17 protein-coding genes and 1 riboswitch are annotated in these 14556 nt (G+C 65.5%); of the genes, 4 read left to right on the forward strand and 13 right to left on the reverse strand.

The annotated features are described in order from the left end of the window. Window positions 1-72 precede the first annotated feature (72 nt). Window positions 73-618 carry a hypothetical protein gene (locus AAE021_RS11345; protein ID WP_342022436.1) on the forward strand — a complete coding sequence of 182 codons (546 nt, stop codon included), beginning with the start codon at window positions 73-75 and terminating at the stop codon, window positions 616-618. 34 nt (window positions 619-652) lie between these two features. After that, on the forward strand, window positions 653-1405 hold the full coding sequence (locus AAE021_RS11350; protein WP_342022437.1) for an ATP-binding cassette domain-containing protein: 753 nt from the start codon (window positions 653-655) through the stop codon (window positions 1403-1405). Here the strand turns inward: AAE021_RS11350 and AAE021_RS11355 are convergent. Then, window positions 1371-1844: an ASCH domain-containing protein gene (locus AAE021_RS11355; protein WP_342022439.1), complete on the reverse strand. Its 474-nt coding sequence runs from the start codon at window positions 1842-1844 to the stop codon at window positions 1371-1373. The two genes, AAE021_RS11350 and AAE021_RS11355, sit on opposite strands and share 35 nt — an antisense overlap. 107 nt (window positions 1845-1951) lie before the next feature. Between AAE021_RS11355 and AAE021_RS11360 the strand changes: the two genes are divergently transcribed. Continuing rightward, the gene (locus AAE021_RS11360) at window positions 1952-2893 is read left to right on the forward strand and encodes an alpha/beta hydrolase (protein ID WP_342022440.1); all 942 of its coding nucleotides are present in this window, start codon (window positions 1952-1954) and stop codon (window positions 2891-2893) included. On the opposite strand, the gene AAE021_RS11365 is transcribed toward AAE021_RS11360, so the two are convergent. The 11 genes from AAE021_RS11365 to AAE021_RS11415 form a co-directional block, all read right to left on the reverse strand. Next, complete coding sequence (locus AAE021_RS11365; RefSeq protein WP_342022441.1) at window positions 2877-3878, reverse strand: glycine betaine ABC transporter substrate-binding protein; 1002 nt, start codon at window positions 3876-3878, stop codon at window positions 2877-2879. The genes AAE021_RS11360 and AAE021_RS11365 overlap by 17 nt on opposite strands. Further along, a complete protein-coding gene (locus AAE021_RS11370; RefSeq protein WP_342022442.1) occupies window positions 3878-4747 on the reverse strand; it encodes an ABC transporter permease in 870 nt (289 codons plus the stop codon). The genes AAE021_RS11365 and AAE021_RS11370 overlap by 1 nt, the downstream gene beginning before the upstream one ends. Then, window positions 4744-5976, reverse strand: a complete 1233-nt coding sequence (locus AAE021_RS11375; RefSeq protein WP_342022443.1) for an ABC transporter ATP-binding protein — start codon at window positions 5974-5976, stop codon at window positions 4744-4746. The genes AAE021_RS11370 and AAE021_RS11375 overlap by 4 nt, the downstream gene beginning before the upstream one ends. After that, window positions 5969-6610 carry an ABC transporter permease gene (locus tag AAE021_RS11380; protein ID WP_342022444.1) on the reverse strand — a complete coding sequence of 214 codons (642 nt, stop codon included), beginning with the start codon at window positions 6608-6610 and terminating at the stop codon, window positions 5969-5971. The genes AAE021_RS11375 and AAE021_RS11380 overlap by 8 nt, the downstream gene beginning before the upstream one ends. A gap of 96 nt (window positions 6611-6706) precedes the next feature. Beyond that, entirely contained in the window at window positions 6707-7720 is a 1014-nt protein-coding gene (locus AAE021_RS11385; protein ID WP_342022445.1) for a zinc-binding dehydrogenase, read from the reverse strand. A gap of 66 nt (window positions 7721-7786) precedes the next feature. Next, window positions 7787-8842 (reverse strand): zinc-dependent alcohol dehydrogenase family protein, encoded by a 1056-nt coding sequence (locus AAE021_RS11390; RefSeq protein ID WP_342022446.1) that lies wholly within the window; start codon window positions 8840-8842, stop codon window positions 7787-7789. Between the two features lie 145 nt (window positions 8843-8987). After that, the gene (locus AAE021_RS11395) at window positions 8988-9398 is read right to left on the reverse strand and encodes a YchJ family protein (protein ID WP_342022447.1); all 411 of its coding nucleotides are present in this window, start codon (window positions 9396-9398) and stop codon (window positions 8988-8990) included. Window positions 9399-9434: 36 nt separating this feature from the next. Next, a complete protein-coding gene (locus AAE021_RS11400; RefSeq protein WP_342022448.1) occupies window positions 9435-9764 on the reverse strand; it encodes a hypothetical protein in 330 nt (109 codons plus the stop codon). Then, entirely contained in the window at window positions 9761-11179 is a 1419-nt protein-coding gene (locus AAE021_RS11405; RefSeq protein ID WP_342022449.1) for a serine/threonine-protein kinase, read from the reverse strand. Before AAE021_RS11405 ends, AAE021_RS11400 begins: the two co-directional genes overlap by 4 nt. A 189-nt stretch (window positions 11180-11368) precedes the next feature. Beyond that, entirely contained in the window at window positions 11369-11776 is a 408-nt protein-coding gene (locus AAE021_RS11410; RefSeq protein ID WP_342022450.1) for a plasmid stabilization protein, read from the reverse strand. Further along, the gene (locus AAE021_RS11415; protein ID WP_342022451.1) at window positions 11773-11928 is read right to left on the reverse strand and encodes a hypothetical protein; all 156 of its coding nucleotides are present in this window, start codon (window positions 11926-11928) and stop codon (window positions 11773-11775) included. Before AAE021_RS11415 ends, AAE021_RS11410 begins: the two co-directional genes overlap by 4 nt. Before the next feature lie 36 nt (window positions 11929-11964). After that, window positions 11965-12088: riboswitch (SAM riboswitch) on the reverse strand. Between the two features lie 190 nt (window positions 12089-12278). Between AAE021_RS11415 and AAE021_RS11420 the strand changes: the two genes are divergently transcribed. Continuing rightward, entirely contained in the window at window positions 12279-13052 is a 774-nt protein-coding gene (locus AAE021_RS11420) for an SDR family oxidoreductase (protein WP_342022452.1), read from the forward strand. On the opposite strand, the gene AAE021_RS11425 is transcribed toward AAE021_RS11420, so the two are convergent. Continuing rightward, window positions 13049-14506 carry an amidase gene (locus tag AAE021_RS11425; RefSeq protein WP_342022453.1) on the reverse strand — a complete coding sequence of 486 codons (1458 nt, stop codon included), beginning with the start codon at window positions 14504-14506 and terminating at the stop codon, window positions 13049-13051. The genes AAE021_RS11420 and AAE021_RS11425 overlap by 4 nt on opposite strands. Between the last annotated feature and the right edge of the window lie 50 nt (window positions 14507-14556).

Raw genomic sequence — 14556 nt, forward strand, 5'->3', positions numbered from 1 at the left:
GATGTGCTCTGGCGCGCTGCCCCTCCCGGCCGTAGGCTCAGGGATGTCAGCGATTTCACGGAAGGACCCCCCATGAGAATCAGCCACATTCCGCTGCGTCTGGTCACAGGCGCGTACATCTTGAATTCCGGCCTGGGCAAGCGAAACCTCGACAAGGAAAGCGCGGCCGGCCTGCAGCAGATGGCTTCCAATGCCTTCCCCCAGGTGATGGATCTTGACTCGGAGCGGTTCGGCAAGCTGCTCAGCGCAGCAGAAATTACGGTGGGGCTGACCCTGTTGATGCCGTTTGTCCCCAGCCGGCTCGCAGGGCTGGTCCTGGGAGCGTTCTCGGGCGGGATGCTCACCATGTACGCCAAAACCCCCGGCATGACCGAAGCTGACGGCATCCGGCCTTCGGCCCAGGGCACACCGCTGGCCAAGGACGTCTGGATGGCCGGGATTGCCGCTTCGCTGATCCTGGACCGCAAGAACAGGACCAAGATCAAGGAAGTCACCAAGGTCAAGGAAGTAAAGGTTCCGGCCCCGGTCAAGGCGGGAGTTGCCGCCGCAGCAGTCAAGACGGCCAAGAACGTCGCCGCAAAGAAGGACAAGAAGGACAGCAAAAAGTCCAAGGCGTAAATAGGGCCGGATTCGCTGCAGGAACCGCTATGGCATGATCATCAGCATGCCCCGCATCGAATCCCCGCTCCCCCGCGAGTATCCGATTCGCCGCGTGCAGGAAAGCAGGAACCAGCCCCTTCCACGGACCGGCTGGCCAGCCACTTTGCCGGCTGTCGCACAGCTTCTGGACCGCGGGCTGGAACTCGGCCGCGCCACAGTGCTGGTGGGTGAGAACGGTTCCGGAAAATCCACCCTGGTGGAATCGGTGGCGCTTGCTTTCGGCCTGTCTCCGGAAGGCGGATCGACCGGGGCCCGGCACAGCACCAGATCCACGGAATCCGAGCTGGCGGAGCATCTGCAGCTGATCCGCTCGCCGGGCAGCACGCGACGCGGATTTTTCCTGCGGGCCGAAACTATGCACGGCTTCTACACATACCTGGAACAAAACCCCCGGGCCGGCCAGCCCGATATCGATTTCCACTCGCTGTCCCACGGTGAGTCATTTTTGGAGCTGGTGGGTGACAGGTTCCGGGGGTCCGGGCTGTGGGTTCTGGACGAACCCGAATCCGCGCTTTCCTTTCAGGGCTGCCTGTCGCTCCTGGCGACGCTAAAGGAAATTATGGACGACCCCGAATCTCAGGTCCTGCTCTCTACCCACTCACCCATCCTGGCCGCCCTGCCCGGGGCCCTCGTGTTGGAAGTTGGCCCCTGGGGCCTTCGTCCGACGGCGTGGGAGGAACTGGAGCTGGTCGCGAACTGGCGGAATTTCCTCAGCGGGCCTGAGCGCTTCCTGCGCCATCTGTAGCCGTGCGCGCCGTTTCCGCTGCCGGTAGCAGTTCCACAACACGGAAGCGCTCCATCAGCACCACCGTGTCATCGTCAACCGTGAAGGACGGGTCGCCCAGGACGCCGCGGAGTTCGCTGCTGTGCCAAAACTCCTCATGGGCGGCTCTCCACTCCTCAAGGGTTTCATGGCCCTCGCCTTCGTCCCGCACATGCTGCAAATCCACCGTTCCCAAGCGGCCAAGCCGGATTTCCGTCACTTCAAGGACCGCAAGCGGACGCTCGCCGCTGTCCACGAGGATGGAACGGTCCCCCGGGCGGGGCAGCGGCTCCCCGCCGTCGTCGTCGTATTGAAGGGCGAGGCTGGTGGTGCTCGTCTTGGATCCAGCCAGAATGGCGGCGACCAGCGCGTCGCGCAGCGGACCGGGAAAGGCGAATTCGGCGTTGGGCAGGGATTCCATTCCACGGAGCCTACCGGCTGGATTGGACGGCGTGGGCCAAACTGGCGGGAGGGACCCTGGCGTGGCTAGGGTGGGCTCCACCGTGCACTGATGCGAAAGGACAACCCATGAACGAGGACCTGCCCGGGTTTGAGCTTTTTGCCCCCTTCTCGGTGGAGGTGAACGGCATCACGGTAACCGGGCGCATCTCCCGCCCGGACGGTTCCGGAGTTAAGCCGCCGCTGCTGCTGCTGCATGGGCACCCGGAAACCCACCTGATGTGGCACCGGATAGCCGATGATTTGGCCGCAGAGTTCACCGTCGTGGCCCCGGACCTGCGCGGGTACGGCGGCTCCTCCAAACCGGCTGGCGAGCCGGACCATTCCACCTACAGCAAGCGCGAAATGGCGAAGGACGCCGTATTGCTGATGGAGCACTTCGGTGCCGAACGGGGTTTCAGCGGCTTCGCGCTGTGCGCCCATGACCGCGGTGCGCGGGTGGGGCACCGGATGCTGGCCGACAATCCCGGCCTGGTCTCCCGGGCGATGTTTCTGGACATAGCTCCCACCCTGGACATGTATGCCGCCACCGACCGTGCATTTGCCGAGGCCTATTTCCACTGGTTTTTCCTGATCCAGCCGGAGCCAATGCCGGAGGCTTTGATCGAAGCCAACCCGCGGGGCTACATCGAGAACATCATGGGTACACGCTATGCCGGGCTGGCGCCGTTTCCCGCTTCGGTGCTGGACGCCTATGTCGAGGCGCTTTCCTCCCCCGGCGCCGTCCATGCCATGTGCGAGGACTACCGGGCCGCTGCCACCATCGATCTCGAACACGACCGGGCGGACCGCGGCGCCGGACTCACCCCTGACCTGCCACTGCGTGTGCTCTGGGGACGGCACGGAGTTGTGGAAGCCCAGTTTGATGCACTGGCGCTGTGGGAAAAGGCGGTGCCCGGCGTCACCGGCAGGGCCGTGGACGCCGGGCACTATCTTCCCGAAGAAGCCCCCGGCGAGGTCCTGGCGGAAATCCTCGACTTCTTTTCCGGGGGTACTACTCAGCGGGCCTGACCAGGCCCTCCGCCACCATCCAGTCAAAGGCCACCTGCTCCGGTTCCTCCCCCTGCACGTCCACCCTGAGGTTCAGCGAGCGCATGGTCTCATCATTGAGCTTTGCCGCCACCTGCTCCAGCACCGCCTCCAGCTCCGGGTATTTTTGCAGCGTCTCCGTGTAGATCACGGGCGCCGCGTTATAGGCGGGAAAGAAATTCCGGTCATCCTCCAGCACCACCAGGTCCAGGGCATCAATGCGGCCGTCGGTGGCAAAAACTTCACCCACGTTGCACTCACCCTGGTCCACCGCTCCGTAAATGGCCCCGGTGTCATAAATTCCGACATTCTGCTCCGGAACAACAGTGCCCCGGTTCAGCCCGTACAGCGCAAGCATGGGGTTGAACCCGTCCTGCCGTGAGTTGAATTCCGCGTCCACGCAGAAGGTCAGATCCTGCACCGGAAGGTTAGCCAGGTCCGAAATGCTCTGCACCCCCAGTTCCTCGGCACGTTTCCGGCTCATGGCCATGGCGTAGGTGTTGTTCAGTTCCGCCGGTGCTCCCCAGGTCAGACCGTTGGCCTGGTCTGCGTCGTAGACCGCCTGCCACTGCTCCTGCTGGTCCGGAATTCCCAGCTCGTTTCCCAAATACGTCAGCCAGGCAGTTCCGGTGTACTCCCACATCACGTCCGCCTGTCCGCTGCGCAGGAGTTCACGGGCCGGCAGGCTGCCGGGAACGTTGCTCAGGTCAGTGACCTCGAACCCGGCCGCCTTGGACGCCAGGACTGAAATCTTGCCGAGGATAAGCTGTTCGGTGAAGTTCTTGGAAGTCACCGTCACCGACGCGTCCTCGGGCAGCCCCTCGATCCGCTCGATGCTTCCGCTGGCCACCGGCGGCACATAGGATCCCGCGGGCTGGAGTCCGCAGCCGGCCAGAACCAGGACGACGACGGCGAGCGCGGCCGCCAGCGCGGCCCCACTCCGTGATCGCGGCGGGAGTGGTCGCATCAGAGTCCTTTCGGGCGGGCCAGATGCTCCACAAGCCGGCCGACCCAGTCCACCATCAGCGCCAGCAGGGCAACCATCACGGCGCCGGCCACCAGCACGCGGGGAAGGTTCAGGTTCACGCCCGTGGTGATCAGCACCCCCAGACCTCCGCCGTTGATGAAAGTGGCCAGGGCGCCGGTTCCCACCAGCAGCACCAGGGCCGTGCGGATACCGGCCAGCATCAGTGGAACTGCCAGGGGAAGCTCCACCCGCAGCAGTACCCGCGAGGCGCTCATGCCCATGCCGCGGCCGGCCTCCACCAGCCGCGGATCCACACTGTCCAGCCCCACCATGGTGTTGCGCAGCACCGGCAGCAGCGCATAGAGGACCAGTGCCACCACCGCCGTCCAAAAACCAAAGCCCAGCCAAAAAGCCAGCAGGACCACCAGGCCGATGGCCGGAGCCGCCTGGCCGATATTCACGACGGCGAGCACCGGGCCGGTCAGGAAACGCAGCGGTTTGCGGGTCAGCAGGATGCCCAGGGGAATCGCCACGAGGAGGACGATCACCGCGGAAATCAGCGTCAGGCGCAGGTGTTCCCCGATGTAAACCCACAGCGTTTCCGGGGACAGCGTGGCCAGTTCGGTCTGCGACAGCTGCGCCGCGGAGAGCCAGAACAGCAGCAGGGCCACGGCGGCAGTTATGCCGGCCAGCTGCCAGATCAGTCCGCGGACTGAGTTATCCCGGACCGGCTCGCCCGCCGTCGTATTGGTGTAGCGCCGCTCCTTTGAAGCCGCGTCCCTGGACCCGGTGTCCCTGGACGCCTTGTCCCGTGGCGCAGGGGCCGGCGCTGAAGCGCGGACTCGCCCGGCGGCTTGGCTGCTGCTCATTGCCGGCCGGCTTCCGTGGAGCCCGCCGGAGCGTCGGGCATGCGGCGCACCGAGGCTCCGCCAGCCGTCCCGCCGCGTGCCGCCGGTCCCCGGGCACGCACCGCCTGCAGGGTCAGCGGCGCGTCGATAACGCCGTCGAGCCTTCCCTGCGCGTCGGTGACCAGCGCCAGGCCCGGGGCAGAGACCAGAATGGTATTCAACGCATCGGCAAGGCTGTCGTCAGGGCCCACCAGTGGCAGGTCCGTGGCCCGATCGGCCGGCAGCGACGGCAGCTGCTCGAGTTCGGCAACCGGCAGCCAGGCCAGGGGCCGCCCCTCCCCGTCCACGACGGCCGCATAGTCCTGTCCCGCTTCCAGGGCCCGCGCCAACAGATCCCGCGGACTGTCCTCCACGGTTCCCGTCACCACCGGCAGCGCCGGGACGGCGCTCACATGGGCAAGCCCCAGCTGCTTTAGGCCGGCGTCGGAACCTATGAACTGACGGACAAAGTCATTCGCCGGAGCAGCAAGGATCCGCTCCGGGGAATCGTACTGGACCAGCCGCCCGCCTTCGGCGAACACCGCAATCCGGTCCCCCAGTTTTACTGCCTCGTTGAAATCGTGGGTCACGAAGACAATGGTCTTTTGCAGATCGGAGTGGATGCTGATCAGTTCATCCTGCAGCCGCTCCCGGGTGATCGGATCCACGGCACCGAACGGTTCGTCCATCAACAGCACCGGAGGATCGGCGGCGAGCGCCCGGGCCACCCCCACCCGCTGCTGCTGGCCACCGGAAAGCTCCTTGGGATACCGGTCCCTGTACCGGTCCGGGTCCAGGGACACCAGCTCGAGCAGTTCATCAACGCGACGCGCGGTCCGTGCCTTGTCCCACCCCAGCATCGAGGGAACGACGGCGATGTTAGCCGCCACGCTCATATGCGGGAACAGCCCTCCGGCCTGGATCACGTACCCGATGCCGCGGCGCAGTTCGTCGGCGTCGGCACCGGTGATGTCGTTGCCGCCCAGCAGGATCCGCCCGGAAGTCGGTTCGATCAGCCGGTTGATCATTTTCAGGGTGGTCGTTTTCCCGCAGCCGGACGGACCAACAAGCATGACCATGTCTCCGGCCCGTATCTCCATGGTCAGCTCATTCACAGCCGAGCGGTCCTGCCCGGGAAAGCGTTTGGTGACGTTCTCGAGCAGGATTCCTTCGGAGGATGGCGGTGACGTGGAAAGATTCGATTCAGACACGGATACCTCGCGGAATTGTGAGCCTGCCCAGTCCAACGAGCAGCAGGTCAAGGATGAGGGCCAGCAGCACTACGCCAACCACTCCGGTCACCACCGATTCCAGGGAGTTGGCCCCGCCCAGCCTGGACAGTCCGGAGAAGATGAACCCTCCCAGTCCCGGGCCGAGGGCGTAGGCGGCCACGGCGGCTATCCCCATCACCATCTGCCCGGAAACACGGATGCCGGCCAGGATCACCGGCCATGCCAGGGGAAGCTCAATCCGGTAGAAGATACGGATCCGTCCCATGCCCAAACCCCGGGCAGCTTCCACGGTGTTTGCCTGCACCTCCGACAACCCCACGATGGCGTTGCGGAGGATCGGCAGCAGGGCGAAGAAGCCCACCACAACAACTGCCGGGCGTACCCCGAACCCCAGGGGCGCGATCAGTAACCCGATCATCGCAAAGGAAGGAATGGTCAGGCCGATGGCGCTGATGCTGTCCGCTGCCGAATGCAGGACGGGGTTCCGGTAGGTCAGTGCCGCCGCCAGGACCGCCAGCACGGCGGCAGCCACGAGGCACTGGGCCACTAAGCTGAAGTGCTGCCAACTGGAAAACAGGATGTCGTTAAAACGCTGGGACACGAAGTCATTCACGCCAAACCCACTTCATCTCTCGGTGGGGAGCCTGCGGTAATTCCAGCCTAGACCGGGCCCGGACACCTGTGCAGGGGCAAGCCCCGGCAGCGGGTCCTATGGAATCAGAACCAGCCGGATGGGATTGCCCTCCTTGGCCTCCAGCTGTTTGACCGCCTGGGCTGCATCGCGCAGCGGCAGCCGGGCGCTGACGGACTTGGCGAAGTCCAGCCGGCCCAGCCGGGTCAGCTTCACCAGCTCCGGCACGTGGTGCGCCTCGGAACCGTAGTGGCCCAGGATCTGCTTGCGGGCGTAGGAGAATCCGGTGCTGTCACTGATCGTGATGGGAGTGCCGCTGAGGCCCACCAGCACCAGCCGGCCGCGCCGGCCGAGGCATTTGACCGCCTGGGCCCGGACGGCGTCGACGCCGGCGAAGTCCAGTGCCGCATCCAGCCCCTGCCCGCCGGTGGCGGCTTTCATGGCGTCGCCAAAATCCTCCGCGAGGGGGTCCAGCGCATAGTCAGCACCAAAATCCAATGCACGCTGCCGTGCCTCCGGGATCGGGTCGACGGCGATGATGGGCGCCGCTCCGATCAGGCGCAGCAGCTGAACGCCGTGCGCGCCAAGCCCGCCGATCCCCCAGACTCCCACGGCTTCGCCGGCACGAATATCAGCGGTCGAAGAAATGGCGCCCCAGGGGGTGGAAACGGCGTCAGGAACAATGCACGCCTGATCGAAGGGAATGTCATCGCCGAGCGGAACCAGCACTCCTGCCGGGACGACGACGTACTCGGCCCAGCCGCCGTCGTAGTCCACGCCCATGGTCAGCGTGGCACCCCCGTGCTCGTAGCCGGCCTGGATCACAACGCGGTCCCCTGCCGCGGCGGAGGTGACGCCTGGACCGGGCAGGTCAACGGTTCCGGCCACCTCATGCCCAAGCGTCACCTCGCTGCCCTGCAGGAACTGCGGGTGCAGCAGTCCCTGGATCAGGTGCACGTCGGAGAGGCAGACGCCGGCGGCACCCACCTTCACCCGGACAAAGCCGGGACGCGGCTCCGGGATGGGGACTTCCGTGAGGGTGAATTCCTTCGTCTCAACATTGAGACGTCCTGCAAGCATGGTGCCTGGCATGGGGACCTCTTTTCGCGATGATGGGGACGGCGGAGTACCCGCCGTCCCCATCATGCTCCTCCGTCGCTAGGCGTTCAAAATGACCTTGAGGGCATTCGTTTCCGCGGCGCGGGAGAACGTGTCATAGGCCTCGAGGATGTCCTGAAGCGGATAGCGGTGGCTGATGAACTCCTCCGCGGGGAGCTTTCCCTGCGCAATCAGCTTGAGCAGCATGGACAGGGTGTTGGTGTTGACCAGGCCCATGCTGATGTCGATGTTCTGGATCCACAGCTGATCCAGCGCCAGGCTGACCGGGGCGCCGTGCACGCCCACGTTGGCCACGTTCCCGCCGGGCCGGACAATCTGCGTGCACATCTCGAACGTCTTGGGGATACCGACAGCCTCCACCGCGACGTCCACCCCCCAGCCGTCCGTTTCTTTCATGATCTGGTCGCGCCAGTCGGAGTCGCCTGAATTCACGCCGTGTGTGGCACCGAACCGCTGCGCCTGCTGCACCCGGTTGGCGTCAAGGTCCACCGCAATGATCTTGGCGGCTCCGTACAGTCCGGCGGTGGAAATCACGGCAAGACCCACAGGCCCGGCACCGATGACCGCCACGACATCACCGGGCTTCACCTGCCCGTACTGCACGCCCATTTCGAATCCGGTGGGAAAGATGTCGCTGAGCAGGACACCGTGTTCCTGGGAGACGTCCTCGGGGAGCAGGTACATCGATGTGTCGGCGTACGGAACCCGGACGTACTCGGCCTGCGTGCCGTCGATCAGGTGTCCGAAGATCCAGCCGATGCCGGACTGCCCCTCGTCGCCGGTGCAGTGGGAGTAGACCCCGTCCTTGCAGAAACTGCAGGATCCGTCCGCTGAAACACAGGAGAGGATGACTTTGTCTCCGACCTTGAAGGAGTTCACGCTCGATCCGGTCTCCGTCACGGTGCCGACGCCCTCGTGCCCAAGGATCCGGCCCGGAGTAACGGCCGGCACATCGCCCTTGAGGATGTGAAGGTCGGTTCCGCAGATAGTGGTGGTGTCAATCTTGACGATGGCGTCCCGCGGTTCCGTGATCCGGGGGTCCGGCACGTCTTTCCAGGATTTCTGCCCGGGTCCTTCGTACACGAGTGCTTTCATGATGTCCTCGTCTGCTCCCGCCGACCAATTGCAGACTGCCTAAGCAACCTGGCCCGGGTGAATCCGGAAAACGGGCTCATTGGCTCCGTGCGGTCGGTCCTTATCCAGCCTAGGAGCGGGTGGGGCTGCCGGTAAGGGCGGGACCCTATTCCCCGTCGAGATACAGCCAGTTCCCTCCCACCCGAACAAAGCGGCTGGTTTCTTCCTGCACCCCCCGCCCTGATCCGTCCCGGTAATGGGCGCGGAACCGCACCACACCACTGTCATCCAGCGGCCCGCCGGCCGCCGTTTCCACGATGTCCAGGCGCCGCCACTGCAGGTCCGCATCCAGCTCCAGCCCTGCCGGGCGGGTGGAGGGATGCCAGGTCTCCAGCAAATACCGGCGGTTGCCGACGGCGAAGGCGGAATACCGCGAGCGCATCAGCGCTTCGGCGGTGGGTGCTGTCTGCGTTCCCGAGTGGTATTTGCCGCAGCAGCGTGCATACGTTTCACCGCTGAGGCAGGGACAGCGGTCCTCGGGGGCGGGCACGGCAAAGGAATGGTTCGGCGAAGTCATCTGTCCAGTATGTCCGGTTTCCCCGGAAGCCCGCGGTTAGCTGCCGCCAAGGACAATTTCGGTTTCCAGGTTCATCCGCACGGCTTCAATGGCGGTTCTGATCCGTTCCTCGCGGCTCGGTGAAACGTCTCCAAGCCGGGACGCCGTATCCAGGCGCACCGACAGCTCATTCAAGGCGGACAGTGCCTGCTCATACTCCCCGGCAGCTGCGGCTTCACTCACATCGAAGACCTGTGACTGAAGCTCCTCGGCGGCCCCCGGTTCCAGGGTGGGAACCTCACATCCGGTCAGGAGCGTGACGGCCAGCGCCGTTCCAAGAACGACCCGCAAGCCGCCGCCCCTGTTTCGGCCCGTTGGGGTTCTCACGGGGTGACACTTTCCTGCAGCTCCTCCAAGTGCTCTCCGAGCTGCCCGGGAACTGCGGGATATCCCTGGTCCGCGGGGAAAACTCCCAACCTGTCCGCCACGAAGATCACTGACGTCACCAGCACCGCCATTGCGACCATGGCCAGCAGGCTCCTGCCCGCCAGCGCAAACCGCGACGGACGCTGCGGCAGTGTTGTCAGTGAGGCAGCGGTTCGTTTCCGCGCCGCTCCGATCCGCGGCGGAACCCGGGGTGGGGACACCGCACGGTATATCCCGCCCGAGTCGCCGGAATGATGCACCACCGGTTCTTCCTCACGGGCCGGCTGGTCCTCATGGACCGGTTGTTCCTCATGGACCGGTTGTTCCTCAGGGATTGGCACATCCTGCAGGCTCGTCCGGTCAGGGGCCAGCTCGTCCCGGTCCGGCTCCGGCACCACCGCCGGGCCGGTGCTGCGCGGATCTTCCGCCGTCATGATCCCGGAAGCGCCGCCGTCGTCGTCCCGCTCTGTCCCGGACCGCTCAGGCGCTGGGACCGCCTCGGCAAGCTCCCTCGATGTCCAGCGGTAATCAAGCAGCGCGGCCGAAACCTCAGCTGCGGTGGGCCGCTGGTCCGGATCACGGGAGGTCATTGACTTGAGCAGAGAGCACCAGTAGTTTCCGAGCTCGTCCGGAACCTCGGGGTCACGGCTGAGGCGTGCAATTGCCGCTTCAACCGCGCTGCCGCCAAATTCAATGCGGCCGGTGACGGATTCCAGCAGCACCAGGCCAAGCGAATAGATGTCACTGGAAAAACTGACATCCTGTGAACTGGCCTGCTCGGGGCTCAAATAATTGGCGGTGCCCAGCGTCGCGTTGGCGGCGGTGATCCGGGCGCCGTCGAGCATCCTAGCGATGCCAAAGTCGGTGAGCTTTGCCCGTGGCAGGGTCCCTGCAATAACGGGAGGCAGGAGGATATTGGCGGGTTTCACATCGCGGTGGATGACTCCCCTGCCGTGGATGTACGCCAGCGCGCCGGCCAGTTCAGCCCCCAGATAAGCGGCTTCCGCCGGCGACAGCCTTTTGACCTCGCGGAGCCGCTTGCGCAGGTCCGGCCCGTCAACGAGTTCCATGACCAAGAAGGCACGGGGCTCGCCGGCTTCGCCGTCATCACGACCGGCGTCGTCCTTTCCAGCGTCAAAAAGTGTCACCAGGCCCGGATGGGAAAGGGACGCCAGTAACCGCATTTCGGTTTCCTGGCGGTCAACGTCGTCTGGAGCGACTGCGCTGGCCCGGAAGAGCTTCACGGCGATGTCGCGGCCGAGAGCTTCGTCCTGTCCTCGGTAGACGGTGGCCATGCCACCGTGGCCTATGGGTTCGTTGAGACGGTAACGCCCTGAAATGAGCCGGTTGAGGCCATCTGCTGCGAAACTTTCCATGCTGCAACCTCTTCTCGCCCTTCAAGCGTAGCTGAGGGAAATCGTGGCGTAGATGGGCCGTGATGACTTTTTTTAGCCCCCCTGACAGGCCTCGCGGAAGTGTTCCCGCTGCGCTAAACTGCCCTGCCGCGAAGCATTACGGCAGGCCAGTTGGGGGGACTTTAACCCTGAGCTGCTCGAGGCTGCCCTTCAGGACTCGGAGTGAGCTTTTTCCTCCATGGGAGCGGAGTTCCAGGGATCAACGGCAGCCGCTCCGAGGGCGGAAAAGTCCTGCGGCCGGTCCGTGACCACGCACAGGTCATGGAGAATAGCCGTCGAAGCCATCATGGCGGTGAGCGTGCCGGCACCGTGACCCATCCGTGCCGACATCAGGGCCGTTTCAGGGTCAACGGGCAGGATGTGGCACGCGTACCGGCCGGTGAGTTCCCGGAGCCAGGGAAGGTCAGGCCGGGGCAGCTCCCCCAGGCTCAGGACGGAAATGAAGATCCGCAGGCTGCTGCGCTTCCTCAGGAAGCCGATGACGGCGGGGCTTGCGTTCTCGCCGCGGATCTCCGCCAGCACGGGAGCATCCAGCAGCAGCCCCGAGCGTCCGTTCACTCCTGTCCCTCGGTTCGGGCCAGCAGGAAGTCCAGGAAGGAGGCCCGGGCCGTCACCACCTGCTCGTAGTCCTGCAGGGAGACTGCCAGCAGGTTATGCGGCGCCTGCTCGGCGAGGGGCGCTAAACCAGGTTGCGGGGGCGCTGTGGTCATGTTCATGGGCATACGGCGCCGTGCGCCGGTCCTTTCGGCGTGCTCTTGCCGGCACCGGTTGCCCGAAGGCGAGTGCTGGCCGCTTCTTCATCCGAACCACCCAACGAGCGTGGGGTTGGTATGCGGCCAAGTCGGAGCTTGGCGGCCGCAGTTCTTGAAGCTGTTGGAAGTATAACCAGCTTTGTCGGCCGGACGCGTCAGCCGGTCCATTATTGAGACACTGTTGCGGCCTTCGACAGCTGCGTCCTTCGACAACCGGGGCACAACAGCCGTTGACCCCTGCCGTTCCTATAGTTACCGTTTCTTCGAACTGGCCAGACCAGTGGGTGGCCTCCGACGGAAGTGGATGCATGAATTACGCTGATCTCTTTGACCTTGCCGGCCGACGGATGATGGTGGTGGGAGCCGGGAGCGGAATAGGCCGCGAGGCTGCCCTGGCACTGGGCGCGCACGGGGCAAAGGTGGTCTGTGCGGACCGGGATCCGGAATCGGCAGCAGCTGTTGCCGGACTCATCGGCCCCGCGGCCGAGTCCCTGGTCCTCGACGTGCTGGATACGGCCGCGGTTCAGGCTGCCGCGGAGCGCTATGCGGACCTGGACGCACTGGTTTTCACCGCCGCCACAAATGTCCGCAAACGGATCGCCGAGTACACGATGGAGGAGTTCGACCGCGTCATCAGTTTGAACCTCCGGGCGTCCTTTGCCCTGCTGCGGGCCTTCGGGCCACGCATGGCGGCCAACGGCGGCGGCAGCATTATTGGTTTTTCCTCCATCCGCGCCCTCACCGTGGAACCGGGCCAGGGCCCGTATGCCGCGACCAAAGCCGGGCTGGTCCAGCTGGCGAGGACGGCGGCCGCGGAGTTTGGTCCTTCCGGCGTCCGGGTGAATGTGATCGCCCCCGGCGTCGTCGAGACACCGCTGACCGCCCAAATCAAAGATGACCAAGCCTGGTACGACGCCTACGCGGCAAAAAGTGCGCTGGGCCGCTGGTCCCGCCCGGAGGAGCTGGCCGGTGCAGTGGTGTACCTGGCCTCGGATGCTTCCAGCTTTGTCACCGGATCCGTACTGACCGTGGACGGCGGCTGGACCGCCGTCGACGGTCGGTTTGACCCGCCCGCTTCCTAGGGCAGTCCCGCCCAGTCCGGAACGGCGGATGCCGGCCGGTTGGCCTCGTACCATGCGGCGGCGCGGAGCAGGCGGTCGTCACTGCCCACCGGGCCGGACAGCTGGACGCCAATCGGCCGTCCGTCGGCGGTGAATCCGCAGTTCACCGTGGCGGCCGGCTGGCCGGACATGTTGTAGGGGGCGGTGAACCCGATGTGCGCCATGGTGATGTCCGGATCGGGCACCGGCATCGGCTGTTCCGCCGGGAAGGCAGCCATGGGAGCAACCGGGGAGATCACGACGTCGAACCCGGCGGTGGCGTGAACGGTGCGCTGCCGGATCGTGTCCATGCTGTTGTAATGACGGATGGTCTCGCTGCCGCTGAAGGTGGCCCCGCGGGAGCACCAGCGGACAATGTAGTCCAGCAGCAGCGGCTTTTCCTCCGGTGCCAGCAGTTGATAGTCGGCGTAGGAGCGGGTGCGCCAAAAGTTGTCCAGTGCATCCAGCAGGTCCTGGTCCATAAACGGCTCCAGAACCTCAACGGCTCCGCCGGCGGACGCAAAAACATCCGCCACGTCCCGCACCGCAGCTTGGACTTCCGGTTCCACGGGCGCCCCGCACCCTGCGTCCTGATGAAGGGCTATGCGCAGGCTGCCAGCCTCCGCCGCGGTGGTGGCGGAGGCCGTGTTCCAGTCCATCGCCGGATACGGCCTGGTGGAGTGGTCCCGCACGTCATAACGGGCAATAAGGCTCATGAGCGCGGCGGCGTCCCCAATGGTCCTGGCGAGCGGGCCGGCAGCGCGTCCCGGATACGGCGTGTCCAGGGGAACCAGGCCGGCGCTGGGTTTCAGCGTCGCAAGCCCCTGCCAGGTCCCCGGCAGCCGGATGGAACCGCCGATATCGGTTCCCACATGCAGCGGCCCGTACGCTGCCGCAGCCGCGGCACCGGCTCCGGCGCTCGAGCCGCCAGTGGTCCACCGGGGATTCCACGCACTCCGGGATATCCCGTGGCGGCTGGAAACACCGGAGGACAGCATGCCCCAGTCCGGCATGGTGGTGGATCCGAGGATGACGACGCCGGCCTCCAGGAGGCGGTCGGTCACCGGAGCATTGGTTCCGCTCACCGGCGGATGGGGAAGCGCCGTGCCTGACGGTTTGGGGACCCCTGCCCGCGCGACGTTCTCCTTGATGGTGCACGGCACCCCGTCCCAGCGGCTGAGCTGTGTTCCGTCCTCCCAACGTGCGGCGCTCGCCCGTGCCTGTGTCCGGACGTCGTCGGCGTCGAACCGGTAGAAGGCGTTCAGCTCGGGTTCGCGGGCCTCCACCCGGGCAATCACCGCCTCGGCAACGTCCACCGGCGTCAGGGTTCCGGCCGCAAAGGCCCGGCCCATTTCCGCTGCCGACAGGGCATGAAGGGAATCCTGCTCCATGCCGGCACCGTCTGTGGCGCCCGGTTCGTGTGCAGTTTCCGTCATGGTGGACCTCCGTTGAGCGGGAGGGCTGCGGCCGGTGGACCGAAACCCCA

The sequence above is a fragment of the Arthrobacter citreus genome, from assembly GCF_038405225.1.
GTDB classification, from domain to species: domain Bacteria; phylum Actinomycetota; class Actinomycetes; order Actinomycetales; family Micrococcaceae; genus Arthrobacter_B; species Arthrobacter_B citreus_A.

Bases quoted from the DNA above. Each gene is read 5' to 3' on its own strand.
- AAE021_RS11345 (WP_342022436.1), top strand. From the start codon at position 73: ATGAGAATCAGCCACATTCCGCTGCGTCTGGTCACAGGCGCGTACATC.
- AAE021_RS11350 (WP_342022437.1), top strand. From the start codon at position 653: ATGATCATCAGCATGCCCCGCATCGAATCCCCGCTCCCCCGCGAGTAT.
- AAE021_RS11355 (WP_342022439.1), bottom strand. From the start codon at position 1,844: ATGGAATCCCTGCCCAACGCCGAATTCGCCTTTCCCGGTCCGCTGCGC.
- AAE021_RS11360 (WP_342022440.1), top strand. From the start codon at position 1,952: ATGAACGAGGACCTGCCCGGGTTTGAGCTTTTTGCCCCCTTCTCGGTG.
- AAE021_RS11365 (WP_342022441.1), bottom strand. From the start codon at position 3,878: ATGCGACCACTCCCGCCGCGATCACGGAGTGGGGCCGCGCTGGCGGCC.
- AAE021_RS11370 (WP_342022442.1), bottom strand. From the start codon at position 4,747: ATGAGCAGCAGCCAAGCCGCCGGGCGAGTCCGCGCTTCAGCGCCGGCC.
- AAE021_RS11385 (WP_342022445.1), bottom strand. From the start codon at position 7,720: ATGCCAGGCACCATGCTTGCAGGACGTCTCAATGTTGAGACGAAGGAA.
- AAE021_RS11390 (WP_342022446.1), bottom strand. From the start codon at position 8,842: ATGAAAGCACTCGTGTACGAAGGACCCGGGCAGAAATCCTGGAAAGAC.
- AAE021_RS11395 (WP_342022447.1), bottom strand. From the start codon at position 9,398: ATGACTTCGCCGAACCATTCCTTTGCCGTGCCCGCCCCCGAGGACCGC.
- AAE021_RS11405 (WP_342022449.1), bottom strand. From the start codon at position 11,179: ATGGAAAGTTTCGCAGCAGATGGCCTCAACCGGCTCATTTCAGGGCGT.
- AAE021_RS11415 (WP_342022451.1), bottom strand. From the start codon at position 11,928: ATGACCACAGCGCCCCCGCAACCTGGTTTAGCGCCCCTCGCCGAGCAG.
- AAE021_RS11420 (WP_342022452.1), top strand. From the start codon at position 12,279: ATGAATTACGCTGATCTCTTTGACCTTGCCGGCCGACGGATGATGGTG.
- AAE021_RS11425 (WP_342022453.1), bottom strand. From the start codon at position 14,506: ATGACGGAAACTGCACACGAACCGGGCGCCACAGACGGTGCCGGCATG.